This window comes from Serratia sp. 2C06 (genome assembly GCF_050037615.1).
Taxonomy (GTDB): Bacteria; Pseudomonadota; Gammaproteobacteria; order Enterobacterales; family Enterobacteriaceae; genus Serratia; species Serratia ureilytica.
The window spans coordinates 345,109-365,600 of the sequence record NZ_CP188299.1; the positions used below are offsets into that span (position 1 = coordinate 345,109).

Here is a 20,492-nt window from a genome sequence, read left to right on the forward strand (position 1 = left end):
CCGCAAGGAAGATCTCACCGTGATAAAGATCGAAGATTATCCGCTCACCCGGGTGCCGCAGGATAAAAGAGTCTCGTTTTTAAGCGTGGCCATCGTGCATATGGGCATGCTGACCGCGCTGGACCAGTTCATGCTCGGCGCCGTGCTCGGCAACTCCATGACGTTGATTGACGCCTTCACCGCCATTTTCGTCGGCAGCCTGATCTTCGGCGTGGTGACCTATGGGCTTGGGATGGCGGGCATGCGCGAAGGGATTTCCGGCAGCCTGCTGGCGCGCTGGTGCGGCTTTGGCCGCCTGGGCTCGGTGCTGATCGGCGTGGTCGTGGCCGTCAGCCTGCTGGGTTGGTTCGGCATTCAAAACGCCATTTTCGCCAAGTCGCTCGATTTCGCGCTCGGCAATAAGCTGGGCTTTGGCCTGGCCGCCGGGCTCTCGGGCACGCTGTTGACCATCCTGGTGGCATTCGGCTTCAAGGCGTTGCGCATCGCCGCCCGTATCGCGGTGCCGATGTTCATTATGCTGGTGGCCTATATTTCAGTGACCGCGCTTTCCGGCCATAACCTGCAGGAGATCATCCAGCTGGCGCCGCCGGGTGAACCATTGACCATCAGCGCCGGCATCACCATCGTCGTCGGCGGCGCCATCGTGGCCAGCCTGATGACGCCCGATCTGACCCGTTACTCCAAAAACGGCAAACACGTGCTCGGCGTTACGATCTTCACCATCGTCGCCGGCGAGTTCGTGGTGAATGGCCTGGCTATCCTGATCGCCAAAACCCTGGGCACCGCGGATGTGGTCACCATCATGTCGCAAGCGGCCGGCGGCGCCGGTTTGCTGGTGGTGGTGTTTTCCACCCTGCGCGTCAACGATCTCAACCTGTACTCCTCTTCGCTGGGCATCGTCAACGCGGTGGAAGGCATCACCGGCAAAAAGCTGAAGTACACCTACACCACGTTGGCGATCGGTATTCTGGGCACCACGCTGTCGGTGTTGGGCATTCTCGACCGCTTCGTCGACTTCCTGACGGTGCTGGGCGTGGTCTTCCCGCCCATTATCGGCATCATGCTGGTGGACTATTACCTGCTGCGCAGCCACCGCAAAATCCTGGACGAGAGCCGCCGTACGGGCCAGTTGCCGAACGAAACCCCAACCATCGGCTGGGCGGCGATCGTCGCCAGCATCGCCGGCGGCGCCGTTGGCCTGGCGACCGAATGGGGCGTACCGACCATCAACTCACTGGTGGCCGCCAGCCTGCTGTATTGGGTGCTCAAGCTGGCCTTCAGTCGGGCGCAAAAACCCCTGGCCGCGCAGAAGTCGCTCTGATTTTCGCACAGGCGTTAACGCACTCCTCCGATGACGGGGGAGTGTTTTATTGCTCGCAAAGTGCGGAGTTCAGCGCAAAGGAATAGGCCGATCGCGCAGACAAACGGCCGTGGTGGTAAGGGTCCCTGGTGTCGGTAGCAAGCTATCCATTATGCTCAGAGTGCGGGAACATCCCCCTCTGAGCTTTTTATTATAAAAGTCGTTAGCTTCAGTGTTTTGATCGTAAAGAAAAACTTCAGCTTGCATGAACAGTAGCCCATGAAATCGCCTTTGGTCAACATAAAAGTGAACATAAAATTGGCTTTTGTGTTCACTTTTCCATAAGCAAAAGCTAATCAATTGATTTGCACAGCTTTATCATTTCCCCAACCCGCCTTCCGCATCCACGTCGCCCACCCCTCGCCAAGCCGCTGACAGAAAGCAATAATTAACGAAAATAATCAGTCTGTTATCCTATTCCCTGCGCCTTTTTATCTGGACAACGCCAACGCGTAAGATATAGTGAAGCCAGCGTAATGTTTGTAAGGACAGCCTATGAAAACCCCCAACGCACAGCGCAAAATCAACATCATTAAAAATATTGAATATCTAATGCGTACCCGCGGTGAAACCAAGGCTTCCTTTTCCAACCGCAGCGGCCTGACGCGCACTACCCTATACAAAATTCTTGATGGAAGAGTGAACAACGTTCAGCAATCCACCGTTAATCGGATTTCAGATTTTTTCGGTGTCTCCTGTGAAGAGATCGAAGACTACGATCTGGAAAAACTGGAGCTGCTCAACGAAACGTTGTCCACCGAAGGCAACAAGAACCCTTCCGCCATTCCGGTGATCCCGCAGTCGCGCTATCTGGCCGTCTCGCAGCGCAAGATCGGGCAGCTGGTCACCGAGTTTCCTTTGACTTATTTCTTCGGCGATGAGTCGAACATGTTGGCAATGAAAATAGAGACCGAAATTAAAGGGTCATTCATTCCGGGCGAAGTCATTATCATCAAACGTCCGCCGGTACTGATTTGCGATTCACCTTTGCTGTATCACTCGGGAAAAAGCGGCTTCTTTGTGGTTGACGACAAAGACAGCGAAAGCATGGACAAACGCCTTCAGGAGACGGTGCAATTCCTGGGTTATATCGTTGGAGAAAGGTTATAAATGGAACCGAATCAGAAGTTCAAGCTGTTGGGCTTCACCCGACATGGCACCATCGCGGCCAATGTCATGGTATTGGCCACCGGCAAAACCATTACCATGGGGCTCAATGAGCTGGCCGACAGCGAAATATCGGAAGATCTGAGCCGGCACGAGCTGCAGGCGCTGTACCGTAAACTCTACGGCGACAATCAACAAAAAACCGCCTATGAGCTCAGCGATCGCCATGAACGTTCCTGGTACGCCTACCTGATTATTACCGTGGCGCTCAGCGTGATTTATATCTTCTCGACGCTGTGCGGCGTCAAGCCGATCCAAATTCCGGTGCTGAATCTCATCACGCCGCCGGCGATCTTCATCTATCCGCTCACGTTCATTCTGGTGGACATTCTCAACGAGTTCTATGGGTTGCGGCTGGCCAGACGCACCATCATCATCTCGTTCATCGCCAACCTGACCTTCGTTCTCGGCGTCTGGGTGACGACGCTGGTGCCGAGCATTCCACAGTGGGAGTACAGCGAGACCTACAACGGCATCGTGCACAGCATCATGGCGGTGCTGGTGGCCTCTTCGGCGGCCTATCTGATCTCCGAGAACGTCAACTCCTATCTGCTTTGCAAGATCAAGGAGTTGACCAACTCCCGCTACCTGTTCGTGCGCGTGATCACCAGCACCGTAATCGCATCGGCCATCGACAGCGTGGTGTTCTGTACGCTGGCGTTCTACAACGTGCTGAGCTGGGACATCATCAAAACCATGATCCTGTCTCAGTTCCTGATCAAGGTGGTTTACGCCCTGCTGGGCGTCGGGCCGATTTACGCCACCCGCAGTCTGTTTAACCGCTACATCAATACCGAACAAGCAAAGGGCAATGAATATGCATATCCAAAAGCAAGATAAGATCACCCATCTTGGCGCGAACTCCGATTATCCGGACCAATATGCTCCCGCATTGCTCGAAGCCTTGCCGCGCGCACGCGGCCGCGATCTGATCGGCGTGGACGAACGGCAGCTGCCGTTCAGCGGCTTTGATCTGTGGACCGCCTTCGAGTTGTCGTGGCTCAACGGCAAGGGCAAACCGGTGGTGGGCATCGGCGAATTTACCTTCCCGCACTCTTCTTCCAACCTGATCGAATCGAAATCGTTCAAGCTGTATCTCAACAGCTTCAACCAAACGCGCTTCGACAGCGTGGAACAGGTGAGCGCCGCCATGCAGAAGGATCTGTCGCAGGCGGCCAATGGCCAGGTCACCGTCAAGCTCTATCCGGGTTTGGAAGGTTATCCGGCGCAGATCGATCGTCTGCCGGGCATCAACATCGACGATCTGGATATCGCGGTCGACGACTTCGCCTTCAAACCGGAATACCTGAGCGGCGCGGCCGATCAAGGGGAGCACGTAGCGGAGACGCTGTCTTCCAATCTGCTGAAATCCAACTGCCTGGTCACCAACCAGCCGGACTGGGGCAGCGTGGTGATCCACTATGAAGGCCGCAAAATCGATCGCGAAAGCCTGCTGCGCTACCTGATCTCCTTCCGCCAGCACAACGAATTCCACGAGCAGTGCGTCGAGCGCATTTTCAACGACATCAAGCAGAGCTGCCGCCCGGAAAAACTCAGCGTGTTCGCGCGTTACACCCGCCGCGGCGGCCTGGACATCAACCCCTTCCGCAGCGATTTCGAAACGGCGCCGACGCTCGGCCGCCTGATCAGACAGTAAGCCTCATCCCCCAATGCTCCCGCCAGGGAGCATTGTTTCTCTCGCTTTCATCTCCCTGTTATTTTTCGCCATTATCGTCGTCAGCGGCTATCTTCAAAGCACACTGACGGAGATTAACGACGCATGCCTGACCTTTCTCGCAGAGACATCCTGCGGGCTGCCGCCATCGGATCGGCGTTCTCGCTGTTGCCCGCCTCGATTCGCAAAGCGCTGGCCATTCCCGCCAATAACCGCACCGGCACCCTGCGCGACGCCGAACACGTGGTGATCCTGATGCAGGAGAACCGCTCTTTCGATCACTACTTCGGCACCTTACCGGGCGTGCGCGGCTTCAGCGATCGATTTACCATTCCACTGCCCGGCGATCGCCTGGTCTGGCAGCAACAGGGCGCTGAACGGCTGGTGCTGCCCTACCATCTGGACAGCAAACGCGGCAACGCCCAGCGCGTCACCGGCACGCCGCACTCGTGGGTGGATGAGCAAGCCGCCTGGGATCACGGCCGCATGAGCGCCTGGCCCACCTACAAAACGCCGGCCTCGATGGGCTACTACCGCCAGCAGGAGCTGCCGTTCCAGTTCGCGCTGGCCAACGCCTTCACCCTGTGCGATGCCTATCACTGCTCCATCCACGCCGGCACCAACACCAATCGGCTGTTCCACTGGACCGGCACCAACGGCCCGTCCGCCGCCGACGTGGCGGTAGTGGTCAACGAATGGGACAGCCCCGGCCCGGCAGAGATCGGCTACCGGTGGACCACCTATCCGGAACGGCTGGAGGCGAGCGGCGTCAGTTGGAAGGTATACCAATTCCTGCCGGACAACTTTACCGACAACCCGCTGGCGGGCTTTCGCCAATACCGCGCCGCCAGCATTCAGGTGGGCAACCCGGCTCGGCCGCCAAAAGACTTCAACGCCTTCGTGCCTTATCGCGACGAGCTCAACGCGACCGCGCCGCTGTACAAAGGCAACGGCAACACCCTGCCGGCCGCCGACGGCAACGATCTGGACACCATGCTGGCCGGATTCCGCACCGACGTGCAGCAGGGCAAACTGCCGCAGGTCAGTTGGATCATCGCGCCGGCGGCCTATTCGGAACATCCCGATCCCTCCAGCCCGGTGCAGGGCGGCTGGTTCACTCAAGAGATCCTCAACGCGCTGACCGACAACCCGGAGGTGTGGAGTAAAACCGTGCTGCTGGTCAACTACGACGAAAACGACGGTTTTTTCGATCATATGCCTTCGCCTTCCGCGCCGTCGCTGCGCGAAGACGGCAGCTTCGCCGGTAAATCGACGGTGCCGTTCGATACCGAGATCTTCCAGCACGTGGCGCCGCCCGGCTCGCAGAACCAGCCGCCGCCGGACGGCCGCATCTACGGCCCCGGCCCGCGGGTGCCGATGCTGGTGCTGTCGCCCTGGAGCCGCGGCGGCTGGGTCAATTCGCAGGTCTTCGATCACACCTCGGTGCTGCAATTCCTGGAAAAGCGCTTTCAGGTGCATGAACCCAACATCAGCGCCTGGCGCCGCGCGGTGTGTGGCGATCTCACCTCGGCGTTCAACTTTGTCGATCCTAACGGCGAAGCATTGCCGAGCCTGCCCGCCACCAGCCGCCACGCCGCCGACGGCCTGCGCCAGCGTCAGGAACAGCTGCCGCAGGTGCCGCTGCCGCCGCCCGCCCGCCAGCGTTTACCCCACCAACGCCGCCTGGCGCGCCCTTCCCGCGCTCTGCCCTACCAGCTGCACGTCGAGGCCAGCGTCGCGACCGAGCAGCGCCGCGTGACGCTGAACCTGTTCAACACCGGCGAGCAAGGGGCGGTGTTTCACGTCTACGACCGGCGAGACCTGACGCAAATCCCGCGCCGCTATACCGTCGAGGCCGGCAAGGCGGTCAGCGACGACTGGCGGGCGGAAAATGAGTACCATCTGTGGCTGCTCGGCCCCAACGGCTTTCATCGTGAACTGCGCGGCGCCCTGAGCCGGCCGCAGCCTGAGGTGCGTTTGCGCCCGACGGGCCGCAACCTGCTGCTGCAGTTGAATAACCCGGCCCCCGAAGCGATAACGGTCACCCTCGTACGCTGCCCTTACACGCAGCAAGGCCCGTGGCCTATCACGCTGCCTGCGGGCGGCAGCCACCAGCAAGCGTTTGACGCCCGCGCCAGCGGCGGTTGGTACGATATTACGCTGCAAAGCGCCGGGGGCTGGCTGCGTCGCCTGGCGGGGCGGCTGGAAGATGGCGAACACAGCGTCAGCGACCCGCTGATGGGCCATGAGTAACTATCGGCACTGTGGGAGTTCAAAAATCGAAAGGATATCGCTTATCATTGCGTTCTCGTTCTTCGCCGATTACCCAAGGATCTTCATGCCCGCTGTTCTTATCGCCAAAGCCGGCCGCTGGTTGGCCGCCTGTGTGTTGCTGTTGGCCGGGGCCGCTCAAGCCGCGCCGATCGTCGTCACCGATGTCGCCGGCCGTCAGGTCACCCTGCCGCAACCGGCCAAGCGCGTTATCCTGGCCGATGCCCGCGCACTGCTGGCGCTGAATATTCTGCATCCGCAGGAGCCGCTGAAAAATATCATTGCCTGGGACAACTCGCTGAAGGTCAAAGCGCCGGATCTGGTTGAGGCCTATGCGAAAAAATTCCCGCAGGTCATGCAAATCCCTACCTTCGACAACCCCTACACCAGTGACTTCAGCGTGGAGAGCGCGGTGGTGCGCCAACCGGACCTGATCATTTTCGACATCGGTCTGCTGAGCAAATTGAAGGACAGCGGCGTACTGACCCAGCTGGAAAAAGTCGGCATCCCGGTGCTGATCATCGATTTCCGCCAGCAGCCGCTGACCAACACCGTCGCCAGCATGGCGCTGTTGGGCAAAGTGTTTGACGAGCAGCCCAACGCCGACGCCTTTATCCGTTTCTATCAGCAACGCCTCGAGCTGGTGCGCCAGCGCGTCGCCACGCTGAAACCGGAGCAGCGCCCCAGCGTCTTCATCGAACGCAGCGCCGGCATCAAAGGCGAGCAGTGCTGCAATACCTTCGGCAAAGGCAGCTTCGGGCAGTTTATCGATACCGCCGGCGGCGACAATATCGGCAGCAAACTGTTTTCAGACATGGGCGGTGAAGTGAACGTCGAACAAGTGATCGCCAGCAATCCGGATTTCTATCTGCTGACCGGCGCCGACTGGAGCCGTGGCCATCGCGGTACGCTGGCCGTGCCGCTGGGCTACACCACCGATATGGCCACCAGCCAAAAGAAACTGGCGCATCTGCTGGATCGCACCGGCATTAACGTGTTGAAAGCGGTGAAAGAAAAACGCGTGATGGCGATTTATCATCAATTTTACGACACGCCGCTCAACTTTATCGCGGTCGAGGCGATCGCCAAATTCCTGCACCCGGCGCTGTTTAAAGATATTGATCCGCAAGCGGATATCGAAAGCGTGCACCAGAAATTCACCGCGCTGGATTACAGCGGGGTCTTCTGGCTTACGCCGCAATAATCCCCGCCAGGGCCCGCCAACCGGGCCCTGCTACCGGCATCCTTCATGTAGTTACCCGCTTAACTATTCCATAACAATTCTATTTACTTGCCAATAATTATCATTAAGATTGTCGTTTCTAAAAAAACACATCCGGGTCTGAAACTTCTAAGGCATTATTATGTCAATTCTTTTTCGCCTCTCCCTGCTGGCGACCTCTATCGCCGTTGCTTTCCCCATCCTTGCTGCTGATAACTCATCTCAAAACGATGCCGATACGGTAACCGTCGTCGGCAACTGGCTGGACAACCCTGATACCAGTTCGGTGCTGCTCAACCATCCGGGCGCGCGATCCATCGTCACTCAGCAGCAGATGCATGAGCAAGGCGACCAAACCATCGCCGACAGCCTGCGCGGTGTGCCCGGCGTGCAGGTGCGCGACAGCAACGGCACCGGCGGCAGCGACATTTCGCTCAACGTCGGCGTGCGCGGCCTGACCTCACGCCTTTCTCCGCGATCCACCATTCTGATGGACGGCGTTCCGTTGGCCGTCGCGCCTTACGGCCAGCCACAGCTGTCGATGGCGCCGCTGTCGATCGGCAACCTGCAATCGGTTGACGTGGTGCGCGGCGGCGGCGCGGTGCGCTACGGGCCGCAGAACGTCGGCGGCGTGATCAACTTCGTTACCCGAGACATTCCCAAAACGTTTGGCGGCACCGCCAGCGTACAAACCCAGGGCGCCAGCCACGGCGGCCTGAAGACCCTGACCAGCGCCTCGGTGGGCGGCACCGCAGACAACGGTCTCGGCGCCGAACTGCTCTATTCCGGCCTGCACGGCCAGGGCTACCGCGACAACAACGACAACACCGACATCGACGATTTCATGCTGAAAACGCGTTATGCGTTTACCGATCGCGACGAACTGTTGGCCAATTTCCACTACTACGACGCCAAAGCCGGCATGCCGGGCGGGCTGAGCAGCGCGCAATACGCGCAGAACCCGTTCCAGTCCACGCGGCCGTGGGACCAGTTCGAAGGCCGCCGCAAGGATATGTCGTTCAAGTACAAACATCAGGAAGACGACAAACAGTTCGAAGTGTTGACCTACTTCACCGACAGCTACCGCGGCAGCAACATCGAATCGGAAGGCACCGGCAAAAACGCGGGCCAGCGGCGCATGGTCTCCTATCCGCGCCACTATTCAACCTGGGCGATCGAACCAAGTTACTCGCAGGTCTTCCGTTTCTGGGATATGGCGCACGAGATCACCCTCGGTTACCGCTACCTGAATGAAACCATGGATGAAAAGGCGTCTCGTTCGGCCTGGTATAACCCGGCGAATATCGGCTCGACGCCGGAGACCCCGGACTATTACCAGCACACCTCTGGCGGCACCGCAGCCAACGCGTTCTATATCGACGACACCATTAACGTCGGCAACTGGACGGTCACGCCGGGCCTGCGTTATGAAAGCATTCGCACCCACGTGGACGATTCGTTCAACAACATCAGCCGCGAGAAAAGCTACAGCGAGCCGCTGCCGTCATTGAACGTGATGTACCACCTGTCTGACGCCTGGAAACTGTTCGCCAACGCCAACACCTCGTTCGGCAGCATGCAGTATTTCCAACTGACCAAAGGCGGCAACGGCAACCAGCCGGCGCCGGGGCTGACGGCGGAAAAAGCGCGTACCTATGAGTTCGGCACCCGCTACGACGACACCGTGGTTAAGGCCGAGGCCACGCTGTTCTATATCGACTTCGATAACCAGCTGCAGTACATCAGCAACGACGTGGGCTGGACCAACATGGGCGCCACCAAGCACAAAGGCATCGAGCTGGCGCTCAGCTACGATCTCAGCGAGCTGAATCGGGCGCTCGACGGCGCCAGCGTCTACACCAGCTATACCTACACCAAGGCCAGCACCGACAAGGGCGACTTCGCCGGTAAAGATCTGCCGTTCTACTCGCGCCAGGTCTATACCGTCGGTACGCGTTACGCCACCGGCAGCTGGGTATGGAATCTGGACGGTTACGCGCAGTCCAAACAGCATTCGCCGGGCACCGGGCCGGAGTACGTCACGCAGGAAAGCGCCGATGGTCAGTTCGGCAATATCGCCGGTTACATGGTGTGGAACATGCGCGGGGAATATAATTTCGGGCCGCAGCTATCGAACCTGACGCTGGGGGCCGGAGTGAAAAACCTGTTCGATCAGCGCTACTTTACCCGCTCCAACGACAATAACTTCGGCAAGTACGTCGGTGAACCGCGCACCTTCTTCGTGCAGGGTTCCGTCGCATTCTGACCCCCAGCGCCCACTACAGGCGCTTCGCTCATCCATACCGCCCGCTCGCATCGCGGGCGGTATTTCCTGCGCCTGACCCGCCCTATTTTTTGATCTTCCTCACTCCCCAAACGCCTGACGCATTATTTCATTGCTTTGCTAAACCGGTTCTTCTATTTTAGCCACCCATCAGACATCGGTAGAAACAGGGATTAAGCATGGCGAATCGCGTATGGGTGCTGGGCGACGCAGTGGTCGATTTGGTGCCAGAAAATTCAAACAGTTATCTTAAATGCCCCGGCGGCGCGCCGGCTAACGTGGCGGTGGGCGTCGCCCGCTTGGGCGGCGACAGCGCCTTTATCGGCCGAGTGGGGCAAGACAGCTTCGGCGCCTTTCTGCAGCAGGTGCTGAGCGAAGAAGGGGTGGATATTGACCATATGCTTTCGGATCCCGAACACCACACCTCCACGGTAGTGGTGGATCTCGATCAGCACGGTGAACGCTCATTCACGTTCATGGTACAGCCCAGTGCCGATCTGTTTTTACAGCCTGACGATCTGCCGGCCTTCCAACGCGGCGAGTGGCTGCATCTCTGCTCCATCGCGCTGTCGCAGGAGCCCAGCCGCAGCGCGGCCTTTACGGCAATGGAAAACATTCGGGCGGCCGGCGGGCGGGTCAGTTTCGATCCCAATATCCGCGAAGAGATCTGGCGCCAACCGGAAGCGCTGCGCCCCTGCCTGCAAAAGGCGTTGCTGCTGGCGGACGTGGTGAAACTGTCGCGCGAAGAGCTGGTTTTCATCAGCCATCTTGACGATGTGGAGAACGGCATCCGCTGGATGATGCAAACCTACCCGTTGCGCCTGTTGCTGGTCACGCTGGGCGGCGACGGCGTCTACGTGCATGACGGCCAACGGCTGCGTCATTTCCGCGCGGCGCCTGTCGTGCCGGTCGATACCACCGGCGCCGGCGACGCGTTTGTCGCCGGGCTGTTAGCGGCCCTGGCGCGCCTTCACGCTTTGCCGCAAGAAGCGCAATGGCCGGCGATTATCGCTCAGGCTCAGGCCTGCGGCGCGCTGGCCACCACCGCCAAAGGCGCCATGACCGCCCTGCCGCGCGCCGAAGAGCTCGCCGCTTTTCTGCGCTGATCCCCTGCAACCACGGCGATCCCCTGGGCGCCGTGGTCTTTTAACCCCACGATTTGCGCACTCGATCACAATAGCTGAATCGGGTTAGCAAACTTGATTGCCAGTCCGCTTCTCGATCGTTATCTTTCGCCATGAAAAACCGGTTTAGCAATTTAGCAAAAAATAATAACAACCCTTCCCGGATGATAGACGATGATGAAAAAACTCAGCTATTTGGCGATAACAACAGGGCTTTTCCTCTCCACTTCTGCCGCTGCAGCCTCCGGCGACGGCAGTATCGAGGCGCGTCTTAACGCGCTGGAACAACGTCTGGCGCAGGCGGAACAGCGCGCCGCTCAGGCTGAAACCCGCGCCACGGCGGCGGAACGCCGGGCGCAACAGCTGGAGCAGCGCACCGCCAGCACCGAGCGGCAAACCGCGCGGGTCGCGCAACGCGCCGCCGCGCTGGAAACGCAATCCCCCGTGACCGGCGCGCTAAAACTGAACGGCTTCAACGATCTGAAGCTATACGGCGACGTGGAGTTCAATCTGGACGGCGCCAGCCGCAGCGGCCAACTGACGTCGTTGAAAGGCAGCGATCACAAGGATTGGAAACCCGGCAACAAAGAGCGCTGGGACATCAACGGCCGCATTCTGGTGGGGCTGGACGGCTATCGCCGCAATCCGGACGGCAACTTCTCCGGTTTCAGCGTCCAGCCGCTGGCGGACATGACCGGCAAAATGAACCTGGACGACGCCGCTTTCTTCTTCGGCAATGAAAAGAACTGGCAAACCAAAATCGGCCGCTTCGAAGCCTACGACATGTTCCCGCTGAATCAGGACACTTTCATTCAGTATTCAGGCAACACCGCCAACGATCTTTACGCTGACGGCTTTGGCTATATCTATATGATGAAAGAAGGCCGTGGCCGCAGCAGCAGCGGCGGAAACCTGATGTTGAGCAAATACGCCGGGGATGTCTATTTCGAACTGAACACGCTGGTGGAAGACGGCACTTCGCTGTTCCAGGACAACAGCTACCACGGCAATGCGCTGAACAATAAGAAAAACGTCGCCTATTTGCGCCCGGTGATCGCCTGGAAGAAAGAGGCCTTCAGCATCGCGGCGGCGATGGAAAGCAACGTGGTGAATAATGCCTACGGCTATCAGGACAGCCAGGGCCGCTTCGTCGATCAATCCAAGCGCAACGGCTACGGCATGACCATGAGCTGGAACACCAACGCGGCCGATCCGGATAACGGCGTGGTGGCCAACCTGAGCACCGCCTACCTGGACGCCGCCGGCGAGCAGGACTTGACCGCCGGCGTCAACGTGCTGTGGCGGCGCTTCGAACTGGGTTATATCTATGCGCACAACAACATCAAAGAGTTCAATACCGCCGGGATCGCCGCCGATATCCACAATCCGCTCAGCGAGCCGGGCAACTACGACATCCACACCGTTCACGCGTCGTATCAGATACCTAACATTATGAATATGAAGAATTTCAATGTGTATTTAGGCGCCTATGTTTCGCTGCTGGAAGCCAACGCCGAGAACAAGATCGCCAACGGCGACAACGACCAGCGTTACGGCGTGCGCGCCAGATTCAAGTATTTCTTCTGACATCGATGAACGTATTTCCGCCGCGTAGAGCGCGGCGGCATTTTAATTCAGCAAGGGGACAACATGGACATTACCGCAACCGCCAACGCGCTGTTGCCGCTGCTCGGCGGTAAAGAGAACATCGCCAGCGCCGCCCACTGCGCCACGCGCCTGCGCCTGGTGCTGGTGGACGACAGCAAGGTGGACAAAGAGGCCATCGGCAAACTGGACGGCGTCAAAGGCTGCTTCAGCAACGCCGGTCAGATCCAGGTGATCTTCGGCACCGGGCTGGTCAACAAGGTGCATGCGGAATTCATCAAGGCGGCGGGCGTCAGCGAATCCAGCAAGGCCGAAGCCGCCGATATCGCGGCGAAAAAGCTCAACCCGCTGCAGCGCATCGCCCGCCTGCTGTCGAACATCTTCGTGCCGATCATCCCGGCCATCGTCGCCTCCGGCCTGCTGATGGGGCTGCTCGGCATGGTGAAAACCTATGGTTGGGCGGATGCCGACAGCGCGCTGTTCGTGATGCTGAACATGTTCAGCTCGGCGGCGTTCATTATCCTGCCGATTCTGATCGGTTTCACCGCCGCCCGCGAATTCGGCGGCAACCCCTATCTGGGCGCCACGCTCGGCGGCATTCTGACGCACCCGGCGCTGACCAACGCCTGGGGCGTCGCCGGAGGGTTCCATACCATGAACTTCTTCGGTCTGGAGATCGCCATGATCGGCTATCAGGGCACGGTATTTCCGGTGCTGCTGACGGTGTGGTTCATGAGCCTGTTGGAAAAACGCCTGCGCAAGGTGATCCCCAACGCGCTGGATTTGATCCTGACACCGTTCCTGACGGTCGTGATCTCCGGGTTTGTCGCCCTGCTGTTTATCGGCCCCGCCGGCCGGGCGCTGGGCGACGGCATCTCCTTCGTGCTCAGCACGCTGATCGCCCATGCCGGTTGGTTCGCCGGCCTGCTGTTCGGCGGCCTCTATTCCGCCATTGTCATCACCGGCATCCATCACAGCTTCCACGCGGTGGAGGCCGGGCTGCTCGGCAACCCCAACATCGGCGTCAACTTCCTGCTGCCGATTTGGTCGATGGCCAACATCGCTCAGGGCGGCGCCTGCCTGGCGGTGTATTTCAAAACGCGCGATGCCAAAATCAAAGCCATCGCGGTGCCTTCAGCCTTTTCCGCCATGCTCGGCATCACCGAGGCGGCGCTGTTCGGCATCAACCTGCGCTTCGTGAAACCGTTCCTGGCGGCGCTGGCGGGCGGCGCGCTCGGCGGCGCCTGGGTGGTGGCCAATCATGTCGGCATGAACGCGGTCGGGCTGACGGCGATCCCCGGCATGGCGATCGTGCAGGCCAGTTCGCTGGTCAGCTATATCATCGGCCTGGCGATCGCGTTTGGCAGCGCCTTCGCCCTCTCCCTGCTGCTGAAATATAAAACGGACGCGCAATGATGGAGGAACTCAGCTTAATCAAACAGGCAATGCGGGCGGTCATGAACGGCCTGCCACTCGCGCTGCGCGATCCGCACCGCCCGGCCTGGCATCTGGCGCCCAGCGTTGGCCTGCTGAACGATCCCAACGGCTTCATTCAGCACAACGGCGTTTATCATCTGTTCTATCAATGGAATCCGCTGGGCTGCGACCATCGCAACAAGTGCTGGGGACATTGGCAGTCGACCGACTTGCTGCGTTGGGCGCATCAGCCGATCGCCCTGGCGCCGGGCGCCTGTTACGACAGCCACGGCTGTTACTCCGGCTCGGCGGTGGTGGCGGAAGACAAAATCACGCTGATCTACACCGGCAACGTGAAATTCCCCGACGGCTCACGCACCGCTTACCAGTGCCTGGCTCAGGAAAGCGATCGGGGCGAGTACCGCAAACTCGGGCCGGTGCTGCCGCTGCCGGCGGGCTACAGCGGGCACGTACGCGATCCGAAAGTGTGGCGTCATCAGAATGCGTGGTACATGGTGCTCGGCGCGCGGGACTTGCAGGATCGCGGCAAGGTGCTGTTACTGCGCTCCGCCGATCTGCGCGGCTGGCAACCGCTGGGCGAGATCGCCGGTTCCGGCCTGAACGGCTTAGGCGAATTCGGCTACATGTGGGAGTGCCCGGATCTGTTCTCGCTGGACGACGCTGACGTGTTGATCTGCTGCCCGCAGGGGCTGGCGCCGCAGCCGGAACGCTACCTCAATCGCTATCAGGCCGGTTATCTGATCGGCAAGCTGGATTACCGCCAGGCGGCCTTCCGTCACGGCGAATTCCGCGAACTGGACGCCGGCTTCGAGTTTTATGCGCCGCAGACGACGCTGGCGGAAGATGGCCGCCGCTTGCTGTTCGGCTGGATGGGCGTGCCCGAGCAAGATGAAGAAGCCCATCCGACGCGCCGTTACGGCTGGATCCACACCATGACCTGCCCGCGCGAGCTGTCGCTGCGGCATGGCCGGCTCCACCAGCGCCCGGCGCGCGAGCTGCAACAGCTGCGCGGCGAGCGAACATGCTGGCAAGGCCGTGCCGATGGTGCCCCCGCCTATGCGCTGGGGGCTGCGGAGCTGCAGTTGACGCCGCAGGGCGCGTTCAGCGCCGCGTTTGGCGACGCCATGACGCTGAACTGGGACGGCGAAAGGCTGCGGCTGACGCGCGCTTCCCTGGCCGACGGCCAGCCGGAGCACCGTTACTGGCGCGGCCCGGTCACGCATCTGCAGCTGCTGTTCGATCGTTCCAGCGTGGAGATCTTCATCAACCGCGGCGAGGCCGTGATGAGCGCGCGCTACTTCCCGGCCATTGAGCCGCAACTGCGGCTGTCCGGAAACGCGCCGCTGGCGTTGGAATACTGGCCGCTGACGCCATGCATGCTAGAATGACGCATCCTCCGATGACTTCAGATGGCGTCAGTGAAAAAAAATAAACGCATTACCATCAGTGACATCGCCACGCTGGCCGGGGTGTCGAAATCGACCGCCAGCCTGGTGCTGAACGGCCGCAGCAAGGAATATCGGGTGTCCGACGACACCCGCGATCGCGTTCTGGCGCTGGCGCACGAACACCATTATCAGCCCAGCATCCACGCCCGCTCCCTGCGCTCCAACCGCAGCCACACGCTGGGGCTGGTGGTGCCGGAGATGACCAACTACGGCTTTGCGGTGATTTCACGCGAGCTGGAAACGCTGTGCCGCGAAGCCGGCCTGCAGCTGTTGATCGCCTGCACCGATGAAAACCCGGCGCAGGAGATGATGGCGGTGAACAGTCTGGTACAGCGGCAGGTGGACGGCTTGATCGTCGCCTCCAGCCAGTTGAACGACGCAGAATACCAGAAGATCAACGCCGGGCTGCCGGTGGTGCAGATGGATCGCCTGATCGCCGGCTCCGAACTGCCGCTGGTGATCACCGATTCGGTCAATTCGACCGCCGACCTGGTGGAAACGGTCGCGCGCCAACATCCGGATGAGATCTATTTTCTCGGCGGGCAGCCGCGCATTTCGCCGACCCGCGATCGCCTGGCCGGCTTCCAGCTTGGCCTGGAGCGCGCCGGCGTAACGTGCAAACCGGAATGGATCATCAACGGCAACTATCACCCCAGCTCAGGTTACGAGATGTTCGCTCAGCTGTGCGCACAGTTGGGGCGTCCGCCCAAAGCGCTGTTTACCGCCGCCTGTGGCCTGCTGGAAGGCGTATTGCGTTATCTGACTCAGCATCAGCTGATGGAGAGCGACATTCACCTGTGCAGCTTCGACGATCACTACCTGTTCGACTGCATGACGCTGAAGATAGACACGGTCGCGCAAGACTGCCTGGCACTGGCGCAACATAGCTTCGACAATGTCACCGCTCTTATCGACGAACGGCCGCTGGAACAGAGCGCGCTTTATCTGCCGGGCCGTATCCACTGGCGTCATGCCGGTTCCCGGGCTTTGTTAGCCGGGGAGTGATATCTCAGAATCAATAAAAAAGGGCGCCTGAGCGCCCTTTATCGTTTTGCTGCCGCTACTTGGCGGCGCCCTCCATGCCCACCAGCCCCACTTTCAGGTAGCCGGCTTTACGCAGGGTGTCCATCACGCTCATCAGCGTTTCATAGTCCACGCTCTTGTCCGCCTGGAAGAAGATGGTGGTTTCTTTGTTAGCCTGGGTGCGTTGATCCAGCACCGAGGTCAGCTGATCGGCATTCACCGGCTGATCGCCGACGTAGAGCTGCTTGTCGGCCTTCACCGACAGGAAGACCGGTTTTTCCGGCCGCGGCTGCGGCTTGGCGGAAGAAGCCGGCAGATCGACGCGGATATCTACCGTTGCCAGCGGCGCGGCCACCATAAAGATGATCAACAGCACCAACATGACGTCGATAAACGGCGTCACGTTGATTTCATGCAGTTCGCCGCTGTCGTCCAGATCTTCATTTAAGCGCATCGCCATGACTCACCCCGCCCGCAGTTGATGTGCGTGCTGTGAGCGCTTGGCTTCCGCCGTTGCGGCCAGATCCAGATCGCGGCCCTGCAACAGCAAGACCTGCGCCGCCACATCGCCTACCTGGGCGCGATGGCCGCTGATGACGCGGGCGAAGATGTTGTAGATCACTACCGCAGGGATCGCCGCCACCAGGCCCATTGCGGTTGCCAGCAGCGCCTCGGCGATGCCCGGCGCCACGACCGCCAGGTTGGTGGTCTGCGAATGGGCGATGCCGATGAAGCTGTTCATGATGCCCCATACGGTACCGAACAGGCCGACGAACGGCGAGATGGCGCCGATGGTGGCCAGAAAGCCGTTGCCGCGGCCCATGTTGCGGCTGTAGGCCGCCACGCGGCGCTCGAGGCGGAAACCGGTGCGTTCTTTGATGCCGTTGTTGTCGTTGGATTCCGCAGACAGCTCCAGCTCATTTTGCGCATCGTTCAGCAGCACCGCACTGACACTCTCCGCGGAGAAGTTTTGCGCCAGCTCGGAAGCTTCATCCAGCGAGCGCGCTTCGGCCAGCGCCAGCTGCTCGCGGCGCAGACGGCGCTTGGCGCGCAGCAGTTCGCTGCCTTTAGCGAACAAAATGGTCCAGGTCACGATAGACGCCAGCACCAGGCCGATCATCACCGCTTTCACCACCGCGTCGGCGTGCTGGTACATGCCCCAAATGGACAGGTCCATGCCGCGGGTTTCCGGTGGCTGGATCGTCGGTGCCGGGTTCACCGGCGTGATGCTTTCCGGCGCAGCGGCTGCTGGTGCAGGCGCGGTGGTCGGCGCAACGCTTTCGGTAACGGCCGGATTGGCCGCCGGCGCTGCCTGCGCGCTGCCGGCCAGCCCCACAACCAGCACCATAGAAGCCATCAGGCTGCGGCCAAAGGCCTTGCCCCACTGCGCCCGGCCCTGGCCGAACGATCCTTGATTTAAATTCTTGCCAGCCGTTTTCACGCTGTGCCTCCACCCATTACCGATCAAAATTAAGGAATAATTCAGCGTGCGATCATATCAAACCAACCGGGGATTGATAGTAGTTCTCATTATTATTTACCAAATAAACGAGAAAATTTTAGACACCTCCGCAACCAAACGCCAATCTACGCCCGTTCACCGCTAAAAGCCCCTTTTATAGGGCGATTTCGTTACTTTTCTCCCACAACGGCGCAACAACGCCACGCTGCCGAACGGCGTCTCGACCGATGAATGGGCTTCTCTCTGGCCGCTCGGCAGAAGGATGACGCGAAAAATGCGCGGGCGGCAGCCAATTATAGCCGTTTCTATATCCAGAAGTTAAAACGTCTGGATGGCTATAATAACTCATGCTAACGTAAGGGCTATCGCAAACGGGCAGTGCAGAGCAACCAGAGGTGAGCCAGGTACCATGACGTCAAAACACATCGAAACCACGCTGATCGGCGCCGGCCGCGGCAAACGCTACACCCAGGGCTCCGTCAATCCCGTCACGCAACGCGCCTCTTCTTTGGTCTTCGACTCCGTTGCCGCCAAAAAGCACGCCACCGCGCAACGCGCCCACGGTGAGCTGTTTTACGGCCGACGCGGCACGCTGACCCACTTCGCCCTGCAGGATGCGATGGTCGAGCTGGAGGGCGGCGCCGGCTGCGTGCTGTACCCCTGCGGCGCGGCGGCGGTGGCCAATGCGATCCTGTCGTTCGTCGGCGCCGGCGATCACCTGCTGGTCACGGGTTCGGCGTACGAACCTACCCAGGATTTCTGCACCCACATCCTCGGTCGCATGAACGTCAGCACCACCTATTTCGATCCGCTGATCGGCGCCGACATCGCCACGCTTATCCAACCCAATACCCGCGTGGTGTTCCTTGAGTCCCCCGGCTCCATCACCCTGGAAGTGCAGGATATCCCGGCGATGGTGCAGGCCATTCGCGCCGTGGCGCCGGACGTGGTGATCATGATAGACAACACCTGGGCGGCGGGCGTGCTGTTCAAGGCGCTGGATTTCGACATCGACATTTCCATTCAGGCCGGCACCAAATACCTGATCGGCCATTCCGATTACATGCTCGGCACCGCCGTCGCCAACGCGCGCTGTTGGGAGCAACTGCGCGAGTACTCCTATCTGATGGGGCAGATGGTGGATGCCGACACCGCCTACATGGCGAGCCGCGGCCTGCGCACCCTGAGCGTGCGGCTCAAGCAGCACGAACGCAGCAGCATTGAGGTCGCCAACTGGCTGGCCGAACGGCCGGAGGTGGCGACGGTCAATCACCCGGCCCTGCCCAGCTGCAAGGGCCACGCGTTCTACCGCCGCGACTTCAGCGGCTGCAACGGGCTGTTCTCTTTCGTGCTGAAAGAGCGGCTGGATGAGGCGCAGCTGGCCGCTTACCTGGACAACTTCAGCCACTTCAGCATGGCCTACTCCTGGGGCGGCTTCGAGTCGCTGATCCTGGCCAATCAGCCGGAAGAACTGGAAGCGATCCGCCCGGCGGGCGGCGTCGATTTTTCCGGCACGCTGGTGCGATTGCATATCGGTCTGGAGAACGTCGAAGACCTGATCGCCGATCTGGCGGCCGGCTTCGATCGCCTCAACGGCGTGCGCTAAGGCGGATTCCGGTAATTTTCTTCGTCTCGTTTAATGTCGGCTTAAGCTATTAGCGGTACACTAACCGGGTAACTGTCAGATACGGTAACCGCCGCATCCTGGAGAACGTGACCCCGGGCGCAACCGGCATGCAACAGGACATAAAATGGATGTATTACGAGAGATTATTCATGCGCTTTGGCAGCAGGACTTCATCGCCCTCGCCGATCCCAGCGTGATTTGGGTGGTTTACGCCGTACTTTTCACCACCTTGTTTTTGGAAAACGGACTGCTGCCCGCCTCCTTCCTCCCCGGCGACAGCCTGCTGCTGCTGTCGGGTGCGCTGATCGCCAAAGGCGTGATGGGCTTTGCCCCCACCCTGCTGATTCTGACCGCCGCCGCCGGCCTCGGCTGCTGGCTGAGCTATATCCAGGGCCGCTGGCTGGGCCACACCAGCCTGGTGAAAGGCTGGCTGCTGCAACTGCCGGCGCAATACCATCAGCGCGCGCATAACCTGTTCAACCGCCACGGGCTGACGGCGCTGCTGATCGGCCGCTTCCTCGGCTTCGTGCGTACGCTGCTGCCGACCATGGCCGGCATTTCCGGGCTCAACAGCTCGCGCTTCCAGGTTTTCAACTGGCTGAGCGCAGCGATCTGGGTCTGCGCGCTGGTCGGCCTCGGCTACGCTTTCAGCCAAATTCCGCTGGTGAAACGCCACGAAAGCCAGGTGATGACCGGCCTGATGCTGCTGCCGCTGCTGCTGCTGTTCGTCGGCCTGCTCGGCGCCATGCTGGTGGTCTGGCGTAAAAAACGCGCCTCCTCTTCCTGA

Annotated in this window: 16 protein-coding genes; 14 read left to right on the forward strand and 2 right to left on the reverse strand. The window is 60.2% G+C overall.

The window, feature by feature from the left end; all coding sequences use genetic code 11:
- Positions 1 to 19 precede the first annotated feature (19 nt).
- The 12 genes from ACP3TA_RS02050 (at position 20) to ACP3TA_RS02105 (ending at position 16,598) form a co-directional block, all read left to right on the forward strand.
- Positions 20 to 1,321 carry a cytosine permease gene (locus tag ACP3TA_RS02050; RefSeq protein WP_426784487.1) on the forward strand — a complete coding sequence of 434 codons (1,302 nt, stop codon included), beginning with the start codon at positions 20 to 22 and terminating at the stop codon, positions 1,319 to 1,321.
- A gap of 534 nt (positions 1,322 to 1,855) precedes the next feature.
- Positions 1,856 to 2,470: a helix-turn-helix domain-containing protein gene (locus ACP3TA_RS02055; RefSeq protein ID WP_033644644.1), complete on the forward strand. Its 615-nt coding sequence runs from the start codon at positions 1,856 to 1,858 to the stop codon at positions 2,468 to 2,470.
- The gene (locus ACP3TA_RS02060) at positions 2,471 to 3,367 is read left to right on the forward strand and encodes a queuosine precursor transporter (protein ID WP_033644642.1); all 897 of its coding nucleotides are present in this window, start codon (positions 2,471 to 2,473) and stop codon (positions 3,365 to 3,367) included. It begins immediately after the preceding gene.
- The gene (gene queF, locus ACP3TA_RS02065; protein WP_033644641.1) at positions 3,345 to 4,184 is read left to right on the forward strand and encodes an NADPH-dependent 7-cyano-7-deazaguanine reductase QueF; all 840 of its coding nucleotides are present in this window, start codon (positions 3,345 to 3,347) and stop codon (positions 4,182 to 4,184) included. The genes ACP3TA_RS02060 and queF overlap by 23 nt, the downstream gene beginning before the upstream one ends.
- A 123-nt stretch (positions 4,185 to 4,307) precedes the next feature.
- A complete protein-coding gene (locus ACP3TA_RS02070) occupies positions 4,308 to 6,455 on the forward strand; it encodes a phosphocholine-specific phospholipase C (protein WP_342191110.1) in 2,148 nt (715 codons plus the stop codon).
- Between the two features lie 85 nt (positions 6,456 to 6,540).
- Positions 6,541 to 7,677: an ABC transporter substrate-binding protein gene (locus ACP3TA_RS02075; protein WP_033651309.1), complete on the forward strand. Its 1,137-nt coding sequence runs from the start codon at positions 6,541 to 6,543 to the stop codon at positions 7,675 to 7,677.
- Between the two features lie 160 nt (positions 7,678 to 7,837).
- Positions 7,838 to 9,961, forward strand: a complete 2,124-nt coding sequence (locus tag ACP3TA_RS02080; RefSeq protein WP_122016822.1) for a TonB-dependent receptor family protein — start codon at positions 7,838 to 7,840, stop codon at positions 9,959 to 9,961.
- 197 nt (positions 9,962 to 10,158) lie between these two features.
- Complete coding sequence (locus ACP3TA_RS02085) at positions 10,159 to 11,085, forward strand: aminoimidazole riboside kinase (RefSeq protein WP_047573657.1); 927 nt, start codon at positions 10,159 to 10,161, stop codon at positions 11,083 to 11,085.
- Positions 11,086 to 11,280: 195 nt separating this feature from the next.
- Positions 11,281 to 12,690, forward strand: a complete 1,410-nt coding sequence (locus ACP3TA_RS02090) for a carbohydrate porin (protein WP_101453879.1) — start codon at positions 11,281 to 11,283, stop codon at positions 12,688 to 12,690.
- Positions 12,691 to 12,753: 63 nt separating this feature from the next.
- A complete protein-coding gene (locus ACP3TA_RS02095; protein WP_033644635.1) occupies positions 12,754 to 14,124 on the forward strand; it encodes a sucrose-specific PTS transporter subunit IIBC in 1,371 nt (456 codons plus the stop codon).
- Complete coding sequence (locus ACP3TA_RS02100) at positions 14,124 to 15,533, forward strand: sucrose-6-phosphate hydrolase (RefSeq protein ID WP_101453878.1); 1,410 nt, start codon at positions 14,124 to 14,126, stop codon at positions 15,531 to 15,533. The genes ACP3TA_RS02095 and ACP3TA_RS02100 overlap by 1 nt, the downstream gene beginning before the upstream one ends.
- 21 nt (positions 15,534 to 15,554) lie before the next feature.
- On the forward strand, positions 15,555 to 16,598 hold the full coding sequence (locus tag ACP3TA_RS02105) for a LacI family DNA-binding transcriptional regulator (protein WP_060660240.1): 1,044 nt from the start codon (positions 15,555 to 15,557) through the stop codon (positions 16,596 to 16,598).
- Positions 16,599 to 16,653: 55 nt separating this feature from the next.
- On the opposite strand, the gene exbD is transcribed toward ACP3TA_RS02105, so the two are convergent.
- Both exbD and exbB read right to left on the reverse strand, forming a co-directional pair.
- Positions 16,654 to 17,076, reverse strand: coding sequence for a TonB system transport protein ExbD (gene exbD, locus ACP3TA_RS02110; RefSeq protein ID WP_004937307.1), 423 nt, complete (start codon positions 17,074 to 17,076; stop codon positions 16,654 to 16,656).
- A gap of 3 nt (positions 17,077 to 17,079) precedes the next feature.
- Positions 17,080 to 18,057 (reverse strand): tol-pal system-associated acyl-CoA thioesterase, encoded by a 978-nt coding sequence (gene exbB / locus ACP3TA_RS02115; protein ID WP_080273417.1) that lies wholly within the window; start codon positions 18,055 to 18,057, stop codon positions 17,080 to 17,082.
- 430 nt (positions 18,058 to 18,487) lie between these two features.
- Between exbB and metC the strand changes: the two genes are divergently transcribed.
- Both metC and ACP3TA_RS02125 read left to right on the forward strand, forming a co-directional pair.
- Positions 18,488 to 19,684: a cystathionine beta-lyase gene (metC, locus tag ACP3TA_RS02120; RefSeq protein WP_426784488.1), complete on the forward strand. Its 1,197-nt coding sequence runs from the start codon at positions 18,488 to 18,490 to the stop codon at positions 19,682 to 19,684.
- 145 nt (positions 19,685 to 19,829) lie between these two features.
- The gene (locus ACP3TA_RS02125; RefSeq protein WP_033644630.1) at positions 19,830 to 20,492 is read left to right on the forward strand and encodes a DedA family protein; all 663 of its coding nucleotides are present in this window, start codon (positions 19,830 to 19,832) and stop codon (positions 20,490 to 20,492) included.